The sequence below is a fragment of the Streptomyces sp. V4I8 genome (assembly GCF_041261225.1).
In the GTDB taxonomy this organism is placed as follows: domain Bacteria; phylum Actinomycetota; class Actinomycetes; order Streptomycetales; family Streptomycetaceae; genus Streptomyces.
In genome coordinates, this window is the sequence record NZ_JBGCCN010000001.1 from 1,222,084 (window position 1) to 1,242,967 (window position 20,884).

The window sequence follows — 20,884 nt, forward strand, 5'->3', positions numbered from 1 at the left end:
CCGGCGTCACCGGCTCCTCGATGCGACGGCGGCTTCCTCGGCGGTGGGCTGGGAGCCGCGCAGGACCACGGCCGCGACGACGCTGAAGGCGGCCAGCACGAGTCCGGGGACGATGATCGACCCGGCGATGCCGAACAGGTCGGCCGCGGCACCACCGATCAGCACGCCGAGGATGGTGAAGTTGACGGTGATCGCGTTGAGCAGGCCGACGCCGCGGCCGCGCAGCTCCTCGGGCATGTCGGTGAGCAGGGTGTTGGCGATGGGCACCTGGAACAGCCCGGAGAACAGCCCGGTCAGCAGGCACCACTGGAGCACCGCGCCCCACCCGGTCTGCTCCCACAGCCACTGCGTCGGAGCCAGTTCCGCCATGGCGAGGCCGAACAGGCCCATGCCGGCCAGCAGCAGCCCGCTGGAGCTGCCGTAGCGCTTGATCAGGGCGGGGCCGGAGAGCGCGCCGATCGCGGCGCCGCCGGCCAGCACTGCCTGGGCCATGCCGAACTCGAACCCGGACAGCTTGAACACGTCGAGGAACTGGGCGTTGATGTTGGTCGTGAACAGGCCGAAGACGATCGTGGCCGGGACGGCCAGCGTGAGCAGCACGCGCAGCGACGGAACCGCGAGCACACCGCGGACGCCGGTCCGCAGGGACGCCCAGTACGACTCCGCGACCTGCCCCGAGGACGGCATCTCGCGCAGGACCGCGAGCGAGCCCAGCAGGAGCGCCGAGATCAGGAAGGTGGCGGCGTCGAGCACGAACACCACCGGGATGGAGCCGAAGGCGATCAGCACGCCGGCCACGACGGGACCGCCCAGGTTGACGGTCTGGTAGGTGCTCTGGAACAGGGCGATCGCCACCGGGATCCGCTTCGGGTCGCCGACCACCTTCGGCACGGCGGCGATCCGGGCCGTCTCGAAGAACGCCTTGCCGACGCCCTCGGCCAGGGTCAGCGCGACCAGCGCCCAGACGGTGTTGCGGGCCGGGATCATGGCCAGCACGACAACGATCCGGGCCACGTCCGAGCCGACCAGCAGGACCCGCCTGGGCACGCGGTCGGCCAGCGGCCCGATGAAGGCGGCCAGCACCCCGGAGGGCAACAGCTGCATCATCACCACGACGGCGATCATCATGGGGCTGTGCGTCAGCCGCGCGACCAGGTAGACCAGGGTGACCCTGGTCATCGCGTCCCCGAGGAAGGACACGACCACCGCCAGCCAATAGCGGATGTAGACCCGGTCCTTGAGCAGTTCCAGCATCAGGCGCCCTTCTCGTCGTCGGCCAGCAGCGTGCTGATCGTCTCGGCCAGACGCGCGACGTGTGGCTCGCGCATCATGGTGTAGTGGTTGCCGTCGGCCTTCAGGACCCGCAGGCCGCCGGCGGCCCAGCCCTGCCAGGCGTCGAACAGCTCGGGGGTCGCGGCGAGTTCGGGATTGTCCTCGTCGGCGCGGATGAGGGTGAGGTCTCCGGAGAGCGGGGTCGGCCGGTAGCGCCACATCAGCCGCAGGTTGGCGACCCACAGGTCGATGACCTCGGCGATACGGTCGTGGCCTGCCTCCGGCGGCAGGTAGTCGTTGCGGCGGGCCAGCGCGAGCAGATAGTCGAGGTGCTCCTCGTCGCTCATCCCGGCCAGCTCGTCCAGGGTCTTGCGCTCGTCGGCGTAGTCCCAGACCAGGTTCAGCGCGAGCGCCTCCACGATGGGCGCCCGGCCTGGCTCGTCGGCGGGGTCGACGTGGACGGGCGGGTAGGCGTCGATCAGGACGACCGAGGTCTGCTGGCCCTGCTTCTCCAGTTCGCGGGCGATGGCGAAGGCGTTGGTGCCGCCGTAGCACCAGCCGACGAAGGTGTACGGGCCCTCGGGCTGGGCTTCGCGGACCACCCGCGCGTAGTCGGCGGCGCGTTCCTCGAAGGTGTCGTACGGCAGCCGGCCGTCCCGCAGCGCCGGGGCGCTCACCGCGTACAGCGGCCGGTCCAGCGGCTGGAGCAGGTTGGCGAAGGGCATGTAGCAGACGACTTCGCTGCCCGCCGGGTGGGCGAAGAAGACCGGTCGCGCGTCGGGGCGGCCGGCCCGGATCTCGGTGAGGTGGGCCTCGGTCTGCTCCTGGTAGCCCTCGCGGAGCATCCGCGCGAACCGCTCCACGGTGGCACCCTGGAAGATGGCGGCCATCGGCAGCCGGCTGCCGAAGTGCCGCTCGATCTCGCCGACGAGCTTCAGCACCAGCAGGGAGTGCCCGCCGAGGTCGAAGAACCGGTCGTGCAGCCCGACCGGGCGGACGTCGAGCACCTCCTCCCAGATCCGGGCCACTTCGAGCTCGATCCGGTCGCGCGGCGCGACGTAGTCGGCACGGTCCTCGCCGACGGCCGGCTTCGGCAGCGCCTTGCGGTCGATCTTGCCGCTGGTGGTCAGCGGGAACTCGGCGACCGTGACGAAGGCCGCGGGGATCATGTAGTCCGGCAGCGTCGGCCGCAGGTGCTCGCGCAGCCGCTCGGCCTCGGCCGGCTCGCCGCGGCTCGTGGTGTACGCCACGAGGCGGCGGTCGCCCGGCCGGTCCTCGCGGACGATGACGACGGCGCGGGCCACGTCCGGGTGCCGCTCCAGGCGTGCCTCGATCTCGCCGAGTTCGATGCGGAAGCCGCGCAGCTTCACCTGCCCGTCGTTGCGGCCGAGGAAGACGAGCGAGCCGTCGGGCCGGTAGCGGACGACGTCGCCGGTCCGGTACAGCCGGTCGCCCGGCCGGCCGCTGAACGGGTCGGGGACGAAGCGTTCGGCGGTCAGGTCGGGGCGTCCCCGGTAACCGCGGGCGACCCCGCGTCCGCCGATGTACAGCTCGCCGGGCAGGCCGACCGGGACGGGGTCGAGGTGCTCGTCCAGTACGTACACCTCGGTGTTGGCGAGGGGCCGGCCGATGGAGATCTCGGCCGATCCGTCGTCCACCGGGCAGGTGGTGGACCAGATCGTCGTCTCGGTCGGACCGTAGACGTTCCAGGTCCGGCCCGGCTCCTCGGCCAGGGTCGCGGCGAGCGACGCGGGCAGCGCCTCGCCGCCGACGACGACCCGCATGCCGGTGCTGTTGCGCCAGCCCGACTCGGTGAGCAGGTGCCAGGTGGCCGGGGTCGCCTGCATCACGGTCGCGCCGACGTCCGTGACGAGAGTGGCGAGGGCGGGGCCGTCCTGTGCGGTCTCACGCGGTACGACGACGACGGTGGCGCCCGTGATCAGGGGGGCGTACAGCTCGAGGCCGGCGATGTCGAAGGAGACCGAGGTGACCGAGGGCAGCACGTCGCCGGGGCCGATGCGCAGCTCGTCGCCCAGGGCCAGCAGCAGGTTCACGAGGTTGCGGTGGGTGACCTCGACGCCCTTGGGGCGGCCGGTGGAGCCGGAGGTGTAGATGACGTAGGCGAGCCGGTCGCCCGGTACGGCCGGGGCGTCGGTCAACGGCGGCTCGGCCAGGACGGCGGCACGCTCCAGATCGAGGAAGACCGTCTCGGCACCGCAGTCCGCCACTCGGTCGGCCAGCGAGCTGTGCGCCAGCACGGTGCGCACACCGGCGTCCGCGGTCATCTCGGTGACGCGCCGCGCCGGGAACTGCGGGTCGAGCGGCAGATAGGCGCCGCCTGCCAGGACCACACCGAGCAGTCCGACCATGAGGTCGCAGGAGCGCTCCAGGCAGACGCCGACGACGGTTTCCGGGCCCACGCCGCGTTGGCTCAGATGGGTGGCCAACCGGGCGGCCCGGTCGAGGAGTTCGGCGTACGTCAGGGTCTCGTCGCCGCTGCGTACCGCGACGGCGTCGGGGGTGCGGGCCGCCTGGCGGCGCAGCAGGTCGTCCAGGCCCAGGCCGGGCTCGCGTGCGGCCTCGGTGCGGTTCCACTCCCCCAGCATCGTCGCCCGTTCGTCCGGCGCGAGCAGGGAGAAGGTGTCGACGCGGCGGCCCGGATCGGCCGCCGCCTGCGTCAGCAGCAGCTCCAGGTGGCGCCACATCCGGGCGACGGTGCTCTCGGTGAACAGGTCGGTGTTGTACTCGATGAGCCCGAAGAAATGGTCCGCCAGCACCTCGTCGTCGAAGATGCACAGCATGCACTCGTCCTTGGCCGTGTGGTTGTCGAAGACCAGTGGCTCAAGGCTCAGTCCGGGCATCTCCAGGGCCGACTCGTGGAAGTCCACGAAGAAGAAGGACGCCTGGTACACGGGGTTGCGGCTGGGGTCGCGCTCGATGTCCAGCTCGTCCAGCAGCGTGCCGAAGGGCACGTCGTGGTGGTCCATGGCGCCGACCATGGTGGTGCGGGTCGCCCGCAGCAGCTCGCGGAAGCTCATGTCCGGCCGGACCTCGGTGCGCAGCGGCAGCATGGTCAGGAAGTAGCCGATGATCGCCTCGGTCTCGGGGCGGTTGCGCGTGGAGGACGTGGTGCCGACGACGATGTCCTCCTGGCCCGTGTAGCGGTGCAGCAGCAGCTGCCAGGCGGCCAGCAGGGCGACGTACACGGTCGCGTTCTCGCGCCTGGCCAACTCGCGGATGGCCGCGCTCAGTTCGGGCGTCATGGCGAACTCGTACCGGGCGCCGTTGAAGGTCTGCACGGAGGGGCGCGGGAAGTCGGTCGGCAGCTCCAGGACGAGCGAGGCGTCGGCCAACTGCTTGCGCCAGTACGGCAGTTGCCTGCGGCTCACCTCGTGGGCGAGCCAGTGCGGCTGCCACTCGGCGTAGTCGGCGTACTGGATCGGCAGGTCCGGCAGCGACGGCTCCCCGCCGGTGACGAAGGCCCGGTAGTACTCGGCGACCTCGCTCTCGAAGATGCCGGCCGACTGCCGGTCCCACACCAGGTGGTCGACGGTGGTGACCATGACGTGCTCGTCGTCGGCGAGGCGGTAGATCACGACGCGCAGCGGCGGCCCGGCCTTGATGTCGAGCGGGACGCTCACCTCCGCGTTGACCAGGCGGAACAGCTCGTCCTCGCGCCGGTCGGCGGGGACGGCCGTGAGGTCCTCGCGGCGGATCGCGATCGGCATCGTGTCGTGGACGATCTGCACCGGCCGCTCGCCGCTCATCTCGAACGTGGTGCGCAGCGGTTCGTGCCGGGCGATGACGGCGTTGACGGCCCGCTCCATCGCCTGCGCGTCGAGGCGGCCGCGCAGCCGGGCGCCGAAGAACACGTTGTAGACCGGGCTCGACTCGTCGAACTGGTGGATGAGCCAGATGCGTTCCTGGTCCACGGTGAGCCGGGCGGGGCCCTGTACCTCCCGGCGCGGGACCGCGCCGAGCTCCGGCGGCGGTGCCGGCCGGCCGGCCAGCCGGGACTGGAGCAGCGCGCGCTGCGCCGGGGTGAGCTTCGCCAGCCGCTGTGCAACCTCGGTCATGCCGTGTCCCCGTCCTCGCGCCGGTAGCGGTCCTTCAACTCGGTGAGATGGTCGAGGCTGTCCAGCACGGCCCGCTGGTCGACGCCGAAGTCGACGAGGCAGGCGACCTCGTCGACGCCGATGTCCACCAGGTCCTCGATGAGCGTCTCGCACTTGTCCGGGGTGCCGAGCAGTGCGATGGAGTCGTAGTAGCGCTCGAAGGTGGCGGCGAGCATGGCGTCCCGGGCCTCGCCGCTGATCTGGGCGTACTCACTGCCGAATCCGTCCTGTTGGGCGAGGAAGGTCTTCAGGTAGTCGATGAGCGGTTGCCGGACGATCCGCTTGACCTCCGCCTCGTCGGCGCCGAGGAAGGTGTGCACCATGACGCTGACCTTGCCGGCGGCCGGGTCGTGACCGTGTTCGCGCCGGGCCTCGCGGTAGGCGGCGATCTTCTCGCCGAGGTCCGACAGGCGCTGGGCGACCAGGCCGGTGAGGACGTGGGCGCCGGCCTCGCCGGCCCGGACGAAGGTCTCGACGCTGCCCTGCGAGGAGACCCAGACCGGCAGTTGCGGCTGAATGGGCCGGGGCAGGCTGCGTACCTCCACGGGCTTGTCGAACGGCCCGGGGAACTCCACCGCCTCGCCGGCCCAGAGCCGCTGGATCGCGGCGAGTTGGTCGAACATCTCCTCCCGGCGGCGCTCGAACCGCTCGGCGCTGGTGTCGGGCGCGAGGATGAAGTCGTCCGGGTGCCAGCCGGAGGCGCACGAGATCGCGGTCCGGCCGCCGGAGATGTTGTCCACCACCGACCATTCCTCGGCGATCCGGACCGGGTGGTGCAGCGGGAGTACGACGCTGCCGGCGCGGAGCTGGATCCGCTCGGTCACGGCGGCCAGGGCGGCGGCGAGCAGCGACGGGTTGGGGTACAGCCCGCCGAAGTCGACGAAGTGCCGCTCGGGGACCGAGATGGCGCTGAACCCGTTCCGGTCGGCGTAGCGGGCCGCGTCGAACAGGAAGTCGTACTTGCCCGGCCCCTGTGTGGTGCCGTCGCCGGAGAAGAAGAACAGCATGAAGTCCATGACGCTGTCCGCCCGCCGGGCGCGGCGGCGCGGCCCTGCCGCCGAGGCCTGCGGCGCGTCGCCCAGAGCGGGCGCGGTCCGCCGCAACTTCTTGTCCAGCAGGGCTCGTTGCTGCGGTGACAGCGCGGCGAGCCGCCCCGCTATGTCGGGGGTCGTCGTCATCGGAGGTCCTCTCCTTGCAGCCTGGCCTCGGCTTCTTCCGGCGACAGGCTCTCGATCTCGGCGAGCAGGGCGTCCAGTTCCTCGGGGGTGAGCTCGTCCAGGGACCGGGGCCTGCTCGCCCGGACCACCTCGGCCAGTTCTCGTACGGTCGGCGCCTCGAAGATGGCGCTCATGGACAGGTCGCCGAACTTCTCCCGCAGCCGGCCGATCACCTGGATGGCGAACAGGGAGTTCCCGCCGAGGCCGAAGAAGTCGTCGTCCGGCCCGAAGCCGCTGACGCCGAGCACCTCGTGCAGGACCTGCGCGATCTCCCGGGCGATCTCGTCGTCCGGCCACAGCGGGCCGGGGTCCCAGCCGTCGTCCGGGGCCGCCCGCAGGCCGTCGGTCTCGCGGACGTAGGCGGTGGTCGTGAGCGTCGCCTGTCCTGCCAGCACGTCCTGGAAGTCGGTGGCGGACACGACCGTCTGCGGATGGCCGGCGGCCACTGCGGGCCAGGCCGCGGCCACGCCCCGGTCGGCCGGGATGCCGGCGTCCTCGCGGAACCGGCGCAGCTGCGCGGCCAGTTCGGGGTTGCCCGCCGCGTGCCGCTCCAGCCAGTCGTCCCAGGCCCACTGGCCGAAGTCGACGGCCGTCGTGGGGCGGCCGGCGGCGGTGCGGGCGTGTGCGAAGGCGTCGAGGAACGCTCCGGCGGCGCAGTTCTCCAGCTGTCCGAAGCCGCCGACGATGCCGGTCGTGGAGGAGACGAGCAGGTTCATGCGCAGCGGCTCGTCGCGCAGGAGTTCGTCCAGCAGCAGGACGGACATGGCGCGCGCGGTGAGCGCGGGTGCCAGCTGCTCGCGGCTCTTCAGGGCGGCCAGTCCGGAGCCGCGGACGTCCAGGGCGTGTACGACGCCGTCGACGGTGCCGAGGTGGGCGCGTGCCGCGTCGACGGCCCCGGTGGCCTGCCCGGGGTCGGCCAGGTCGGCGGTGCGGAAGCCGATCCGGCCGGGGTGGGCGGCGAGGAGCGCGGCGAGGCGTTCGGCCCGCACGCGGGCGCGGTCGTCGTCGTACTCGGCGGGGTGCGCGGCGTCCGACGACGGGTCCGGGAAGCCGGGTTCGGCGATCAGGAAGAGGCGCGCCGCGGTGCCGGTGGCCAGTTGCTCGGCGAAGGCGAGCCCCGCTTCGCCGGAGGCACCGGTGATCATGACGCCGGTCGGCTGTGGCGGCTCGGCCGGGCCGGTCGCCTCCGGGGCGAAGGTCCGCACCCAGCGCCGGCCGCCGCGCAGGGCCACCAGGTCCGTGCTCGGCTCCGCGGCCAGCTCGGCGAGCAGCTGCACGGTGAGCCGGCTCCAGGCGGCGTCGGTCGGGGCGCCGGTGCTGTCGTCGGCGGGCAGGACCACGTCCACGGCACGGCACTTGAGCGTCGGGAGCTCCTGCGGCAGGACGGTGACGGCTCCGAGCACAGCGGCCCGCTCGGGTGCCCGCACGTCCTCACCGCACACGTCCCAGAGCTGGTCGGTGAGGACGTCCACCCGGACGGACTCCGTGTCGCCGGTCCCGGTCAGCGCCTGCACCAGCTGGACCACCGACAGGTAGCCGCGGTCCAGGGCGCCTTCCCAGCGCTCGGTGACGTCCCCGTCCGCCGTGTCCGTGATGCTCCAGGCGTGCACGACCCGGGTGGGGCGACGGCCCTCGGCGCGCAACTCCCGTAGCAGCCGGCCGATGTGCTCGGCGTCCCTCGGATCGATCAGGCAGCCGCCGTCCTGCGTGCGCTCGTAGCCCGCGCCGGCGCGGACCGCCGTCACCCAGTGCCCGGCCGCGCGGAGCGCCGCGGTGACCCGGGCACCGACACCGCGCTCGTCCTCGAACACCAGGTGGTCCGCGGGCTCCGAGGGGGCGGCGGCCAGGTCCGGCGGGCTCTGCCGCCAGACCGGCAGGTGGTGCCAGCGGGACTCGGGGAGCCGGCCACCGACCGCCGCGTCGGCGGTTGCTCCCGGGGGCGGCAGAAGGTGGTCGCGGCGTTCGAAGGGGTACGTCGGCAGCGGCACGCGGCGCTGCGGCCGGCTCGCGTGCGATGCCGGCGAACCGGTGTCCGCGCCCTGCCGCCACAGCCCGGCCAGTCCTTCGGCGAAGGCGCGGCCCTCGCCGACCTCCTCGGTGCGCGAGCGGCGCATCGTGGTGGCCAGAGCGGGCGGTCGGCCGTCGGACGTGCGCTGCGCGCGGGCGAGCCCGGCCAACGCGCTGCCGGGACCGGCCTCCAGCAGCACCGGGTCGTCCGCGAGCAGGGTGGCGAGGCCGGCGGAGAACAGCACGGGCCGACGGGCGTGGGTCGCCCAGTACTGCGGGTCGGTGGCCTGCTCCGCGGTGATCCAGGTTCCCGTCACGTTGGACACGAACGGGATCCGCGGCTCGCGCGGCCGGGCCTCGGCGACCGCCTCCGCGATCTTGTCGAGTACGGGGTCCATGACGGGCGAGTGGAAGGGGTGCGAGGTCTGCAGCCGTACCGGCGTGACACCGCGCGACTTCAGCAACTCGCCGATGCGGGCGGCCTCCTGGTCGGTGGCGGCCACGACACACGAGCCGGGCGCGTTGACCGCCGCGATGGTGCCGAGCTCCCCCAGCGCCTCGCGCAGCTCCGCCTCGCCGAGCGGGACGGCGAGCATGGCGCCGGTCGGCAGGCCCTGCATGAGCCGGGACCGGACGGCGACGATGCGCAGCGCGTCGTCCAGCGTGAACACGTCGGCCAGGCAGGCCGCGACGAGTTCGCCGAGGCTGTGCCCGAGCATCGCGTCGGGCCGGACGCCGTGGTCGGCGAGGAGCCGGCACATCGCGTAGTCGACGGCGAAGACGGCGGGCTGGGTGAACTCGGTCCGCGCCAGCCGTTCGACCCCGTCGGGTGCGAACGCGATCTCGCGTACGTCCCATCCGGTGTGCGGGCGCAGCAGTTCGGCGCACTCGTCGAGGGCGGCGCGGAAGGCGGGCTCCCGCCGGTACAGCTCCGCTCCCATGCCCGGGTACTGGCTCGCCTGGCCGGGCAGCAGGAACGCGGTCCGGCGCCGGCCGGTGGTCACGTCCGCGGGCGCCTGCCCGCGTCCCGGGGACGCCAGCGCGGCGACGGCGCCCGCGAGGTCGCGGCTGACGACGGTACGGCGGTGGGCGAACTCCGCGCGGCCCGTGCGGAGGGTGTGGGCGACGTCGTCGAGAGGTGTCTCGGGGCGGTCCCGCAGATGGTCGGCCAGCGCGGAGGTGGCGGCGTCGAGCGCCTCGGGCGTACGGGCCGACAGGGGCAGGACGTGCCACCGCTCCTCGTCGGCCGCTTCCTCCCGCTCGGGGAGCACCGGTGCGGCTTCCAGGACCACGTGGGCGTTCGTGCCGCCGAACCCGAACGAGCTGACGCCGGCGCGTGCCTGATGTCCCGTCGTGGGCCACGGCGTTTCCTCCGCGGCGACCTGGAACGGCCCCTTGTCCAGGCCCGTCTCCGGGTGGGCGGCGGTGAAGTGCAGCGTCGGCGGGATCACCCGGTGTTCGAGGGCCAGCACGGTCTTGATCAGGCCGGCCACGCCGGCGGCGGCGTCCAAATGGCCGATGTTGGACTTCACCGCGCCCAGCAGACACGGCTGGGCTCCGGTGCGGTCGCCGAACGCCTCGGCGAGGGCCCGGACCTCGATCGGGTCGCCGAGCGGGGTGCCGGTGCCGTGTGCCTCGACGTAGTCCACGGTGGCCGGGTCGACGCCGGCGACCTCGAGGGCCTCGGCGACGACGGCGGTCTGGCCGTTCGCGGACGGCGCGGTGATGCCCATCTTGTCGGCGCCGTCGTTGTTCACGGCCGAGCCGCGGATCACCGCGTGGATGTGGTCGCCGTCGGCGAGCGCGTCCTCCAGGCGCTTCAGTACGACGACGCCCGCGCCGTCTCCGGGCACGGTGCCGTCGGCACGCGCGTCGAACGGGCGGCAGTGCCCGTCCCTGGACAGGATGCCGCCCTCCTCCCAGCGGTAGCCGGAGGGCTCCAGGAAGCGGACCGCCGCGCCGCCTGCCAGGGCCAGGTCGGACTCCTGGGTCAGCAGGCTCTGGCAGGCGAGGTGGACGGCCACGAGCGAGGAGGAACACGCGGTCTGCACGGTGATGCCCGGACCGGTGAGGCCGAGCTTGTATGCCACCCGCAGCGCCAGCATGTCGGTGTCGTTGCCGACGGCGACCTGAAGCGGCTGTCCCGCCGTTCCCGCGCCGCGCCGGACGGCACGCTCGTAGCGGTAGCCGGTGTTGGCCGCGCCCGCGAAGACGGCGGCCCGCGGCGGCATCCGGCCCGGCACGTACCCGGACTGCTCGATGGCCTGCCAGGCGCATTCGAGGAACAGCCGGTGCTGCGGGTCGGTCACCTCCGCCTCGGCCGGGGTGAGGCCGAAGAACTCCGCGTCGAACTCGCCCGGTCCGGCGAGCGCCCCGGCGACCGCGACGAAGGCCGGATCGTCGCCGGCCTCGACGCCGGCGTCCGCCAGCTCCTCGGGGGTGAAGCGGGTGAGGCCCTCCCGGCCGGAGACGAGCAGGTCCCAGAACTCGTCCAGGTCCCGCGCTCCGGGCAGACGACAGCTCATACCGATGACCGCGACCGCGCCCTCGGTCTCCGGCAGGTTGGTGTGGTCGGTCATCGAACTCCCCCTGTGACTTCCTGTGCTCCGCGTTCCGCGGCCTTCGCGGCGATCACCGCACCGAAGCCGCGCAACGTCGTCTCCTCGAACATCAGCCTCAGCGGCACCTTGACGCCGAGGCGTTCCCGCAGCTCGGCCACCACCTGGGTGGCGAGCATCGAGTGGCCGCCGAGCAGGAAGAAGTCGTCGGCCGGTCGGACCGTCTCGACTTCCAGCACCGCGGCCCAGATCTCCGCCAGCACCCGCTCGGCCTCGGTGGCCGGTTCCTGGTCCTGGTCCTGCTCCGCCGCCCCGGCCGCGCCCGTGTCGGACGGCGCCGCCGGGTCCGGCAGCGCGGCCCGGTCGACCTTGCCGTTGGCGGTCAGCGGCAGTTGGCCCAGCGGGGTGAACGTGCTGGGCACCATGTACGCGGGCAGGTTCGCGCCCAGGTGTTCCCGCAGTTCCGCCGTGCCGGCCTCGGTGCCGGAGACGACGTAGTACGCGGCCAGCCGCAGCCCGCCCGAGGCGTCGGGATGGGCGATGACGGCGGCGTCCTTGACCGCCGGGTGGGCGAGCAGGGCAGCCTCCACCTCGGCCGGTTCCACCCGGTGGCCGCGGATCTTCACCTGCCGGTCCTCACGCCCGAGCAACTCCAGCACGCCGTCGGGGTGGTAGCGCCCGAGGTCGCCGGTGCGGTACAGGCGCTCGCCGGTCTCGGGGTGCTCGATGAACCGGTGCGCGGTCTTCTCCGGGTCGCCGAGGTACCCCATCGCCAGGCCGGCTCCACCGATGTACAGCTCGCCGACGACGCCGTCGGGGCGCGGCCTGAGGTGCGCGTCGAGGACGTGCCAGCTCTGGTTGTCGAGCGGGGTGCCGTACGGGATGCTCGGCCAGTGCGGCCGCACCTCGCCGATGGCGTACCAGATCGACCAGATCGCGGCCTCGGTCGCCCCGCCCAGGCTGATCAGCCGGAGGTCGGGAACCAGCGCCCGGACCCGGTCGGGCAGCGACAGCGGGATCCAGTCGCCGGACAGCATGGCCAGCCGTAGCGAGGCCACGGCGATGCCGGTGCCCTCGCCCTCCAAGTGGTCGGTCAGCAGACCGAGTTGGGCCGGGACCGAGTTCCACAGCGTGACGTGGTGGCGGGCCACGAGGTCGGCCCAGTGCGCCGGGTCGCTGCGGCGGCCGGGGTCCGGCAGCACCAGCACGCCCCCCACCGCGAGCAGGCCGAAGATGTCGTAGACGGACAGGTCGAAGCCGAGCGAGGCCAGTCCGAGCATGCGGTCGTCGGCGCCGACGCCGAACCGTCCGTTGAGGTCCTCGACGGTGTTGAGGGCGGCCCGGTGACTGATCATCACCCCCTTGGGCACGCCGGTCGAGCCCGAGGTGTAGATCACGTACGCCAGGTCCTCCGGGTGGGCGGCGGCGGCTTCGACCGTTGCTTCGCCGCCGGCCAGGTCGTCGACGGGGACCGCCGTGACACCCTCGGGCCAGCTTCCCGCTCCGGCCGCGGCGTCCGGCACCAGGACGTGGCGCACTCCGGCGTCGGCGAGGATGCGGTTGCGACGGGCCGTCGGCTGTGCCGGGTCCAGCGGCAGATAGGCGGCGCCGGCCAGGAGAATCCCGAGTACGGCGGCGATCTGGGCGGTGCTCTTGTCCAGCGCGACCGCGACGATCCGCCCGGGTCCGTCCGGCCGGGCGCGCAGGTGCGCGGCGACGGCGGACGCCCGGGCGTGCAGCTCGCCGTAGGTGAGCACGGCGTCGGCGGCGACGACGGCAGTGGCCTCCGGGGTGCGCAGACACTGTGCCAGCACGCCGTCGTGCAGGAGCCCTTCGGGCAGCGGGCGGCTGGTGGCGTTGCGCTCCGTACGGCGCTCGGCCTGTTCGGGTGGGAGGGGGACGGCGGCCGTGCTCTCCCATGCCTCGTCGGTGTCGGCGAGGGCGCGCAGGCGGTGCGCGAAGGCGGCGAACATCGCGTCGGCCGTGCCACCGGCGAACGCCGTCTCCCGGACGTGCCACGTCACGCGCAGCTCACCGTCGGGCGTCTCCTCGGCGTGACAGCCGATGAGCGGTTCGCCGTCGACCGCGCGCAGCGGCGTCCCGAAGGCGTACGCGACCGGCAGCCCGTGGCCGGTGACGTCGATCCGGTGTGCCGCGGCGGACAGCCGGGTGTGGAAGGGCGCGGCGGAATCGGCGTCGGGCACGATCGCGCCCTGCGGCGCGTCGTCCCGGCGTACGGCGAACCCGGTGGTCCGGCTCCAGGCGGCGATCACCTCGGTGAAGGCCGTGCACACGGCGTCCGGCGCGGCCCCGCCGAACCGGTCGGCCCACTCTTGTACGGCGGTCCAGCGCGCGCGGTCCAGGGTCAGCAGCCGGCTGCCGGGGTCGGCCGGTCCGGCGTCGGGAGTCCAGGGCCTGAAGACATCGGTGGTCGGCAGCTCAGGCAGCGGCGCCTCGACTGTCACGAGGTCCTCCTGTCAGCGTCGTGAGGTTCTGCGGCGGTCGGGTGGGCGGCGTCGTGCGGTCCGCCGGCGGACGGCAGGACGGGCAGGCCCGGCTCGCCGGTGCAGGTGTCGAGGACGCGGATGTACCGCGCGAGCAGGGTGTTCGCCGTTTCCTCGGTGAACAGGTCGGTGGCGTACTGCAGGGTGAGGCGCAGGTCCTCGCCGCGGGCCTCGACGACGAGACCGAGATCGAACATGGCGGTCTCGCCGGTCCAGCCGAGTTCGCCCTCGGCCCGCAGCCGCGGCCCGAAGTCGGGGTCGGGGGTGGCGGTGACGTGGTTGAACATCACCCGGAAGAGCGGAGAGAGCTGCCGGTCCCGCCGGGTCACCAGCGCCTCGACCATCCGGTCGAGCGGCAGGTCCTCGTGGGCGAGGGCGCCCAGCACGGCCTGCCGGACCCGGGCCAGCAGCGCGCGGAAGTCCGGGCGGTCGGCGAGCGAGGTGCGTACCGGCAGCATGTTGATCAGGCAGCCGACCAGACGGTCGAGGCCGGGCCGGCCCCGACCGGCGACCGGGGTGCCGACGGTGATCTCCGGGTCGCCTGCCCAGTCGGCGAGCAGCACCTGGAAGGCGGCGAGCAGCACCATGTACTCGGTGGCGCCCTCGCGGCGGCCGAGTGCCCGCATCCGCCGGGCCAGTTCGGTGTCGATCGCGGCGGTCGCGACCGCCCCGGCGAAGCTCCGCGTCGACGGTCGCGGCCGGTCGGCCGGCAACGCCGGTGCGACCGGGTCGGTGCCGAGCACCGACCGCCAGTAGTCGATCAGTCGGTCCAGGTTCTCGCCCTGGAGCCAGGCGCGCTGCCACTCGGCGTAGTCGGCGTAGGCGCGTGCGGGCTCGGGGAGCCGATGCGGCTCGCCGGACGCGGTCGCCGCGTAAAGCCGCCCGAGATCGTCGCAGACCAGGGGCAGGGACCAGCCGTCGATGGCGATGTGGTGCAGCACCAGGGAGAGTTGGTGCTCGTCGGGCGCGAGCCGGACGAGCCGGGCGCGCAGCACCGGACCGCTCTCCAGGTCGAAGGGCTCGATCGCGTCCTGCCGTACGACACGGGCGGCCTCGGCGGTGGCGTCCGGGTGCCCGGCCAGGTCGGTGCAGGGCAGCTCCATGTCACCGGCCGGCGCGATGTGCTGGCGGGGCCGGCCACGGGTGGCCGGGTAGGACGTGCGCAGCACCTCGTGCCGCCGGACGAGGAGACCCAGCGCCCGTTCCAGTGCCGTCCGGTCCAGGTCGCCGTGCAGGCGCAGGAGCAGGGGGACGTTGTAGAGCGAGCTGTCCGGCTCCAACTGGTCCATGAACCAGAGGCGTTGCTGGGCGAACGACAGGGGCACCGGCTCGTCGGAACCGGGCTCGCGGCGGCGCGGCACCGGTCCGGCGTCCTCGGCCGTCGCGGTGGCCTGCGCGGCGAGGGCCCGCGGGTTCGGGCTGCTCATCAGCGCCCCCATCGACAGCGAGGTCCCCAGCGCCTCGTTGACCCGCGCCAGCAGCGGGATCATGAGCAGCGAGTGGCCGCCGAGCTCGAAGAAGTCGTCGTCGACGGCGACTTCTTCGAGGCCGAGCACCTCCGCCCAGATACCGGTCAGGATCTCCTCGACCGGCGTACGCGGGGCAGGACCGGCTCCCGTCGCCGAGGCCCCCTCCGGCAGCCCTCGATGGCCCTCCGGGACCCGCAGAGCGCGCCGGTCGACCTTGCCGTTCGGTGTGATCGGGAGCGCGTCCAGCAGGACGTAGACCGAGGGCACCAGGTATGCGGGCAGGGTGCGGCGCAGCCAGGTGCGCAGTTCCTCAGCGGTCACCGGGGCGCCGGTGCCCGGGGAGCCGGTGACCGGACCGCCGGTGCCGGGGGCTCCAGTGCCCAGGGCGCCGGTCTCCCGAGTGGCGGCAACTGGAGCGGCGGCAACCGGAGCGGCGGCAACCGGAGTGGCGGCCTCGACGAACGCGGCGAGACGCTTGGCGGCACCGCCCGGTGCGTCGATGACCACGGCCGCGCGGGCCACGGCGGGATGAGCGCCGAGGGCAGCCTCGATCTCGCCGGGCTCGATCCTGAAGCCGCGGATCTTCACCTGTCCGTCGCTGCGGCCGAGGAACTCGATCGCCCCGTCCGCCCGGTACCGCACCGTGTCCCCGGTGCGGTACAGCCGCTCCCCGGGCCGCTCGGCGTAGGGATGCGGGACGAACCGCTCGGCGGTCAGGTCGGGACGGCCGAGATAGCCGGCGGCGAGTCCGGGGCCGCCGAGGTACAGCTCGCCGGGCATGCCGACCGGGACCGGCCGCATCCGGGTGTCCAGGACGTAAGCCCGGGTGTTGGCGATCGGCCGGCCGATCGGCACGGTCGCGGCGTCCGCCGGCACGTCCAGGACCTGGTGCCAGGTCGCGAACGTGGTGGTCTCCGTGGGGCCGTAGACGTGCAGCAGCCGCTGCGGAGCACCGTGCTCCAGGATGCGGCGCACCGCCCCCGGGTCGACCGCCTCGCCGCCGAAGAGCAGCTCGCGCAGCGAGTGGAACGCGTCGGGTCGCTGGTGCGCCACGGCGTTGACCGCGGCCGTGGTCAGGAACAGCGACGCGATGCCGTGCTCCACGAGCGCCGCGGCCAGCTTGTCGGGGTCCAGGACGACGTCACGGGGCAGGACCACGACACATCCGCCGTTGGCCAGCGCACCCCAGACCTCGAAGGTCGTGGCGTCGAAGGAGGCGTTGGCCGCCTGCGCCACCCGGTCACCGGCCCGGATGCGGACGTAGTCGCTCTCCCGTACCAGCCGCACGATCGCGCGGTGGTCGACGACCACGCCCTTGGGCCGCCCCGTCGAGCCGGACGTGTAGACGACGTACGCGGCGCTGTCGGGGCAGGCGAAGGCGTCGGGTCGCGCGACGGATTGAGCAGAGGCGAAGGATTCGGCGGACTCCACGGACTTGGCGGACTCTGCGGACTCTGCGGCGCCTTCCCGGCCGTCGTCGAGGAACAGCTGCAGCCGACCCTCGCCGGGTAGCTCCGCCACGGTCCCGCGCCGCGTCACGATCACCCGCAGCCCGGCGTCGTCGGCCATCAACGCGAGCCGCTCGCCGGGATACTCCGGGTCGAGCGGCACATACGCCGCCCCCGCCTTGAGGGTCGCCACCATCGCGACGACCAGCTCGGGAGAGCGGTCCAGGCAGATCCCGACCCGGTCTCCGGCACGTACGCCGGCGCGCCGCAGACGGTGTGCCAGGCGGTTCGCCCGCTCCTCCAGCTCACGGTAGGTCAGCGTGCTGTTCCCGGCGATCACGGCCGGGAGGTCGGGAGAGGCGTCGGCGTGCTGCTCGAACAGCCGGTGGACGGGCGCCTCGGGAAGGGCGGCCCCGGTCCGGTTCCAGTCGTCCAGGATGCGCCCGCGCTGGTCGGGGGCGAGCAGGGACAGATCGGTGAGCCGGGTCCCGGGCGCCTGTGCCACCTGCCGCAGCAGCAGCGTCAGCTGCTCGGCGAACAGCGCGGCGTCCGCCTGGTCGAGGACGTCGCCGTTGTACTCCAGGCTGCCGTCGAGGCCGTCTCCGCGGTCCTCCACGATCAGGGTGAGATCGACCTTGGCGGCGCCGGGATCGGCCGGCCGGGGCTGGAGCCGGTGCCCGCCGAGGTGTACGGCCCGCAGCGGGACGTCGTTGAACTGGACCAGGAACTGCACCACCGGCATACGGGCCGGGTCGCGCTCGGGCCGCAGCTCTTCGACGAGGCGCTCGAAGGGCAGGTCCTGGTGCTCGACGGCGCCGAGCACGGCTTCGCGGACCCGGGCGAGGATCTCGCCGAACTCCGGGTCGCCGTCCAGGTCCACCCGCAGCGGAAGGGTGTTGACGAAGAAGCCGAGCAGCGGCTCCAGTTCCGGCCGGGTGCGCATGGCGGCCGGGGCGCCGACGACGATGTCGGTCTCGCCGGTGTGCCGGCTGAGCAGCGCGGTGAACGCGGCCAGCACGATCATGTGCGGGGTGACGCCCTGGCGGCGGCCGAGGTCGGCGAGCCGCTCCTGGAGTTCGCGGTCCCAGCCGAACGGATGCAGGCCGCCCTTGAAGGACTGCTGGGCGGGCCGGACCCGTCGGCTGGGCAGCTCCAGGACCGTGGGTGCCCCGTCGAGGCGCTCCCGCCAGTAGCCGAGATCGGCGTCCCAGGCGCCGCTGTCCTGCTGGGCTCGCTGCCAACGCGCGTAGTCGCGGTAGCCGACCGGGAGTTCGGGCAGCTGCGCCGGGCCACCGCCGGTTTCGGCGGCGTAGAGCTGTTCCAGTTCGGCGAAGAAGACGTCGAGCGACCAGCCGTCGGTGATGATGTGATGCATCGTCAGCACCAGGGCCTGCGGGCCGTCGGCGACCCGGATCAGCCGGGCGCGCAGCAGCGGACCGGCGGAGAGGTCGAACGGCACGGCCGCCTCGCGGCGGATCCGCGCGGCGAGCGTGTCGTCGTACGGCGTTTCAAGGTTCGGCGCGTCCTCGTCCGGCGCGTGCTCGTCCGGCGCGGTGTCCTCGATCGGGAGGTCGATCGACCACGGCTCGCCGACGGTCTGGCGTACGAGTCCCCCGGCTTCGGTGAACGTGGTGCGCAGGGCCTCGTGCCGCGCGATCAGCCGGTCCAATGCGCGTCGCAGCGCCGCCGTGTCGAGTTCGGCGTGCCAGGGCAGGGTGACCGCGACGTTGTACGCCGGCGATCCCGGCATCAGGCGGTCCAGGTACCAGAGCCGCTCCTGCGCGAAGGACAGCGGCGCCGAGCCGTCCCCGTCCTCGTCCTCGTCCCCGCGGGTCAACTGTGCTTCGGCGGCCTGGGGTTCGGCCTGCGCGGCGCGTACCAGTGCCGCCAGTTCCGCCAGGTCCCGGCTGCCGAGGACCGCTGCCGACGTGACGGGGGCGTCCAGCGTCTGCCGGATCCGCGAGGCCAGTCGTACGGCCTTGAGCGAATGACCGCCCAGGGCCACGAAGCCGTCCTCCCGGAACACCTCCGTGACCCCGAGGTTCTCGCGCCACAGCGCGGCCAGCGCGCGCTCCAGGCCGTCGGCCGGACCGGTGCCGTGCGTCGTCCGGCCCCGGGGCGCACCGGCCATCCGGATCAGGGCGGCGCGGTCGAGTTTGCCGTTCGGCGTGACCGGCAGGCGGTCCAGTTCGGTCAGGGCGGCCGGCACCATGTAGTCGGGGAGGGCGTGGGCCACCCGTGCCCTGATGTCGTCGGTGTCCAGGCCCTGTTGAGCCTCGGCGTCGGATTCGGCGTCGGTGTCAGCGACGACGTACGCGGCGAGGAACCGGTCGCCGACCCCGTCCGTCGCCACGCACACGACCGCCTCGGCGATCTCCGGCTGCGCCCGCAACAGCGCCTCGATCTCGCCCAGTTCGACCCGCAGTCCACGGATCTTGGTCTGGAAGTCGATCCGGCCGAGCAGCTCGATCTGGCCGTCGGGACGGAAGCGGGCCAGGTCGCCGGTCCGGTAGACGCGTTCACCGTGGACCGGCCCGAAGGAGAAGTCGGTGAACTTCTCGGCGGTGAGTTCCGGTCGGCCCAGATATCCCTCGGCGAGTCCGACCCCGGCCAGGTGCAGTTCGCCGGGGACGCCGATGGGGACGGGGCGTTGCCGGGCGTCCAGGATGTAGGTGCGCTGGTTGGCCATGGGGCGGCCGTACGGAACGCTGCTCCACTCGGGCAGCGGCGATCCCGCTTCGTGGAGGGTGGAGTGGATCGAGGACTCGGTGGCGCCGCCCATCACGATGACCCGGATGCCGGGGGCGAAGGCGCGCAGCCGGTCCGGCAGCGTCGGTGTCACCCAGTCGCCGCCCAGCATGGCCAGCCGCAGGCCGGTGCGTTCGTCGCCGAGTCCCTGCAGGTGTGCGACGTAGAGCTCGGCGAGCGCCGGCGCGGAGTTCCACACGCTGACCTGGTGCCGCTGGATCAGTTCGTGCCAGTGCGCCGGGTCCTTGGCTCGGCCGGGGTCCGCGATGACGACGGTGCCGCCGGCCAGGGTGATGCCGAGGAACTCGTACACCGACATGTCGAAGCTGGTCGAGGACAGGGCCAGGACCTTGTCGCCGGGGCCCACCGCGAAGCGGGCGTTGAGGTCCAGCAGGTTGTTGAGGACGCCGCGGTGGCGGAGGGCGATGCCCTTGGGGCGTCCGGTGGAGCCCGAGGTGTAGATGATGTAGCACAGGTCGTCGGGTCCGGCCGTGGGCTTCGGGCATTCCGATGGCTGGGCGGCGATCCGGTCCGCTTCTCCGTCCAGCAGGACGACCGGGATGCCGGGTGCGGGGAGGCGCCCGAGGAGACGGGACTGGGTGATCAGGACCTGGCAGTCGGAGTCGCGCTGCATGAACGCGAGGCGCTCGGCCGGGTAGTCCGCGTCCAGCGGTACGTACGCGCCGCCCGCCTTCAGTACGCCGAGCACGGCCGTGAGCAGCTCCGGGCCGCGGTCCACGCACAGGGCGACCCTGCTGCGGACGTCGACGCCCAGACCGCGCAGATGGTGGGCCAGCCGGTTGGCGGCCGCGTCGATGTCCCGGGCGCTGGTGGCCTTTCCGCCCTGGATCACGGCGGGCGCGTCCGGGTCGACGGCGGCGCGGGCGGCGAAGCGCTCGTGCAGGCAGCCGGCGTGGTCGAGCGGCGTCTCGGTGGCGTTCCAGTCCACCAGGACGCGCTGCTGCTCGGTCTCGGTGAGGACGGGCAGGTCGGCGAGCCGCCGCGTGTGCGGGGCGGTGACGGCGGTCGCGCTCAGGGAGTTGATGTGCGCCAGGAAGCGGTCGACGGTGGCGGTGTCGAAGACCTCGGCGTCGTACGTGGCCTCGATGACCACGGCGGAACCGTCCGAGTCGCTGTCCCCGATGTCATCGATGTCGTGGATGTCGATGAGCAGTTCGGCGTCCGCTGCGGGCCCCTCGGCGGCGAGGGGCCCGAACACGACACTGATCCGGTTCTCCGGTCGAGCCGGCTGTGGCGGCATGTCCCGTACGGCGGCGACCAGTTGGGTGAAGGACGAGTCCTCGACGTCGGTGAGAGCGAGGACGGTGCCGTCGCCCATCCCGATCGCGGCCGCGGCCTCTCCGGTGTACCGCGGCTGCACGGCGAGGCAGGCGGCCAGCAGGACGTGGCGGAGGTCGGTGTCGTGGGCCTTGGCCAGGGCCTTCAGGGAGTGGACCAGGTCGTCGTCCAGCCGGAGCGAGGTCCGGGTACGGCGAACGGGGTGGCCGGGCGCGGGTGTGCGGTAGGTGGGCAGTCCTGCCGTCAC

The 20,884-nt window shown here is 73.2% G+C and carries 6 protein-coding genes; all 6 read right to left on the reverse strand.

The annotated features are described in order from the left end of the window. Positions 1 to 6: 6 nt before the first annotated feature. The 6 genes from ABIE67_RS05595 to ABIE67_RS05620 are packed head-to-tail and all read right to left on the reverse strand — an operon-like array spanning position 7 to position 20,884. Positions 7 to 1,254, reverse strand: a complete 1,248-nt coding sequence (locus tag ABIE67_RS05595; RefSeq protein ID WP_370254152.1) for an MFS transporter — start codon at positions 1,252 to 1,254, stop codon at positions 7 to 9. Next, on the reverse strand, positions 1,254 to 5,348 hold the full coding sequence (locus ABIE67_RS05600) for an amino acid adenylation domain-containing protein (protein WP_370254154.1): 4,095 nt from the start codon (positions 5,346 to 5,348) through the stop codon (positions 1,254 to 1,256). The genes ABIE67_RS05595 and ABIE67_RS05600 overlap by 1 nt, the downstream gene beginning before the upstream one ends. Further along, positions 5,345 to 6,565: a MupA/Atu3671 family FMN-dependent luciferase-like monooxygenase gene (locus ABIE67_RS05605; protein ID WP_370254156.1), complete on the reverse strand. Its 1,221-nt coding sequence runs from the start codon at positions 6,563 to 6,565 to the stop codon at positions 5,345 to 5,347. Before ABIE67_RS05605 ends, ABIE67_RS05600 begins: the two co-directional genes overlap by 4 nt. Further along, positions 6,562 to 11,190: a beta-ketoacyl synthase N-terminal-like domain-containing protein gene (locus ABIE67_RS05610; protein ID WP_370254158.1), complete on the reverse strand. Its 4,629-nt coding sequence runs from the start codon at positions 11,188 to 11,190 to the stop codon at positions 6,562 to 6,564. The genes ABIE67_RS05605 and ABIE67_RS05610 overlap by 4 nt, the downstream gene beginning before the upstream one ends. Continuing rightward, positions 11,187 to 13,634 (reverse strand): amino acid adenylation domain-containing protein, encoded by a 2,448-nt coding sequence (locus ABIE67_RS05615; protein ID WP_370254163.1) that lies wholly within the window; start codon positions 13,632 to 13,634, stop codon positions 11,187 to 11,189. The genes ABIE67_RS05610 and ABIE67_RS05615 overlap by 4 nt, the downstream gene beginning before the upstream one ends. After that, positions 13,631 to 20,884, reverse strand: coding sequence for an amino acid adenylation domain-containing protein (locus ABIE67_RS05620; RefSeq protein ID WP_370254167.1), 7,254 nt, complete (start codon positions 20,882 to 20,884; stop codon positions 13,631 to 13,633). The genes ABIE67_RS05615 and ABIE67_RS05620 overlap by 4 nt, the downstream gene beginning before the upstream one ends.

What these genes read in the sequence shown, in the direction of transcription:
- ABIE67_RS05595 (WP_370254152.1), bottom strand. Translation starts at nt 1,254, where the DNA reads ATGCTGGAACTGCTCAAGGACCGGGTCTACATCCGCTATTGGCTGGCG.
- ABIE67_RS05600 (WP_370254154.1), bottom strand. Translation starts at nt 5,348, where the DNA reads ATGACCGAGGTTGCACAGCGGCTGGCGAAGCTCACCCCGGCGCAGCGC.
- ABIE67_RS05605 (WP_370254156.1), bottom strand. Translation starts at nt 6,565, where the DNA reads ATGACGACGACCCCCGACATAGCGGGGCGGCTCGCCGCGCTGTCACCG.
- ABIE67_RS05610 (WP_370254158.1), bottom strand. Translation starts at nt 11,190, where the DNA reads ATGACCGACCACACCAACCTGCCGGAGACCGAGGGCGCGGTCGCGGTC.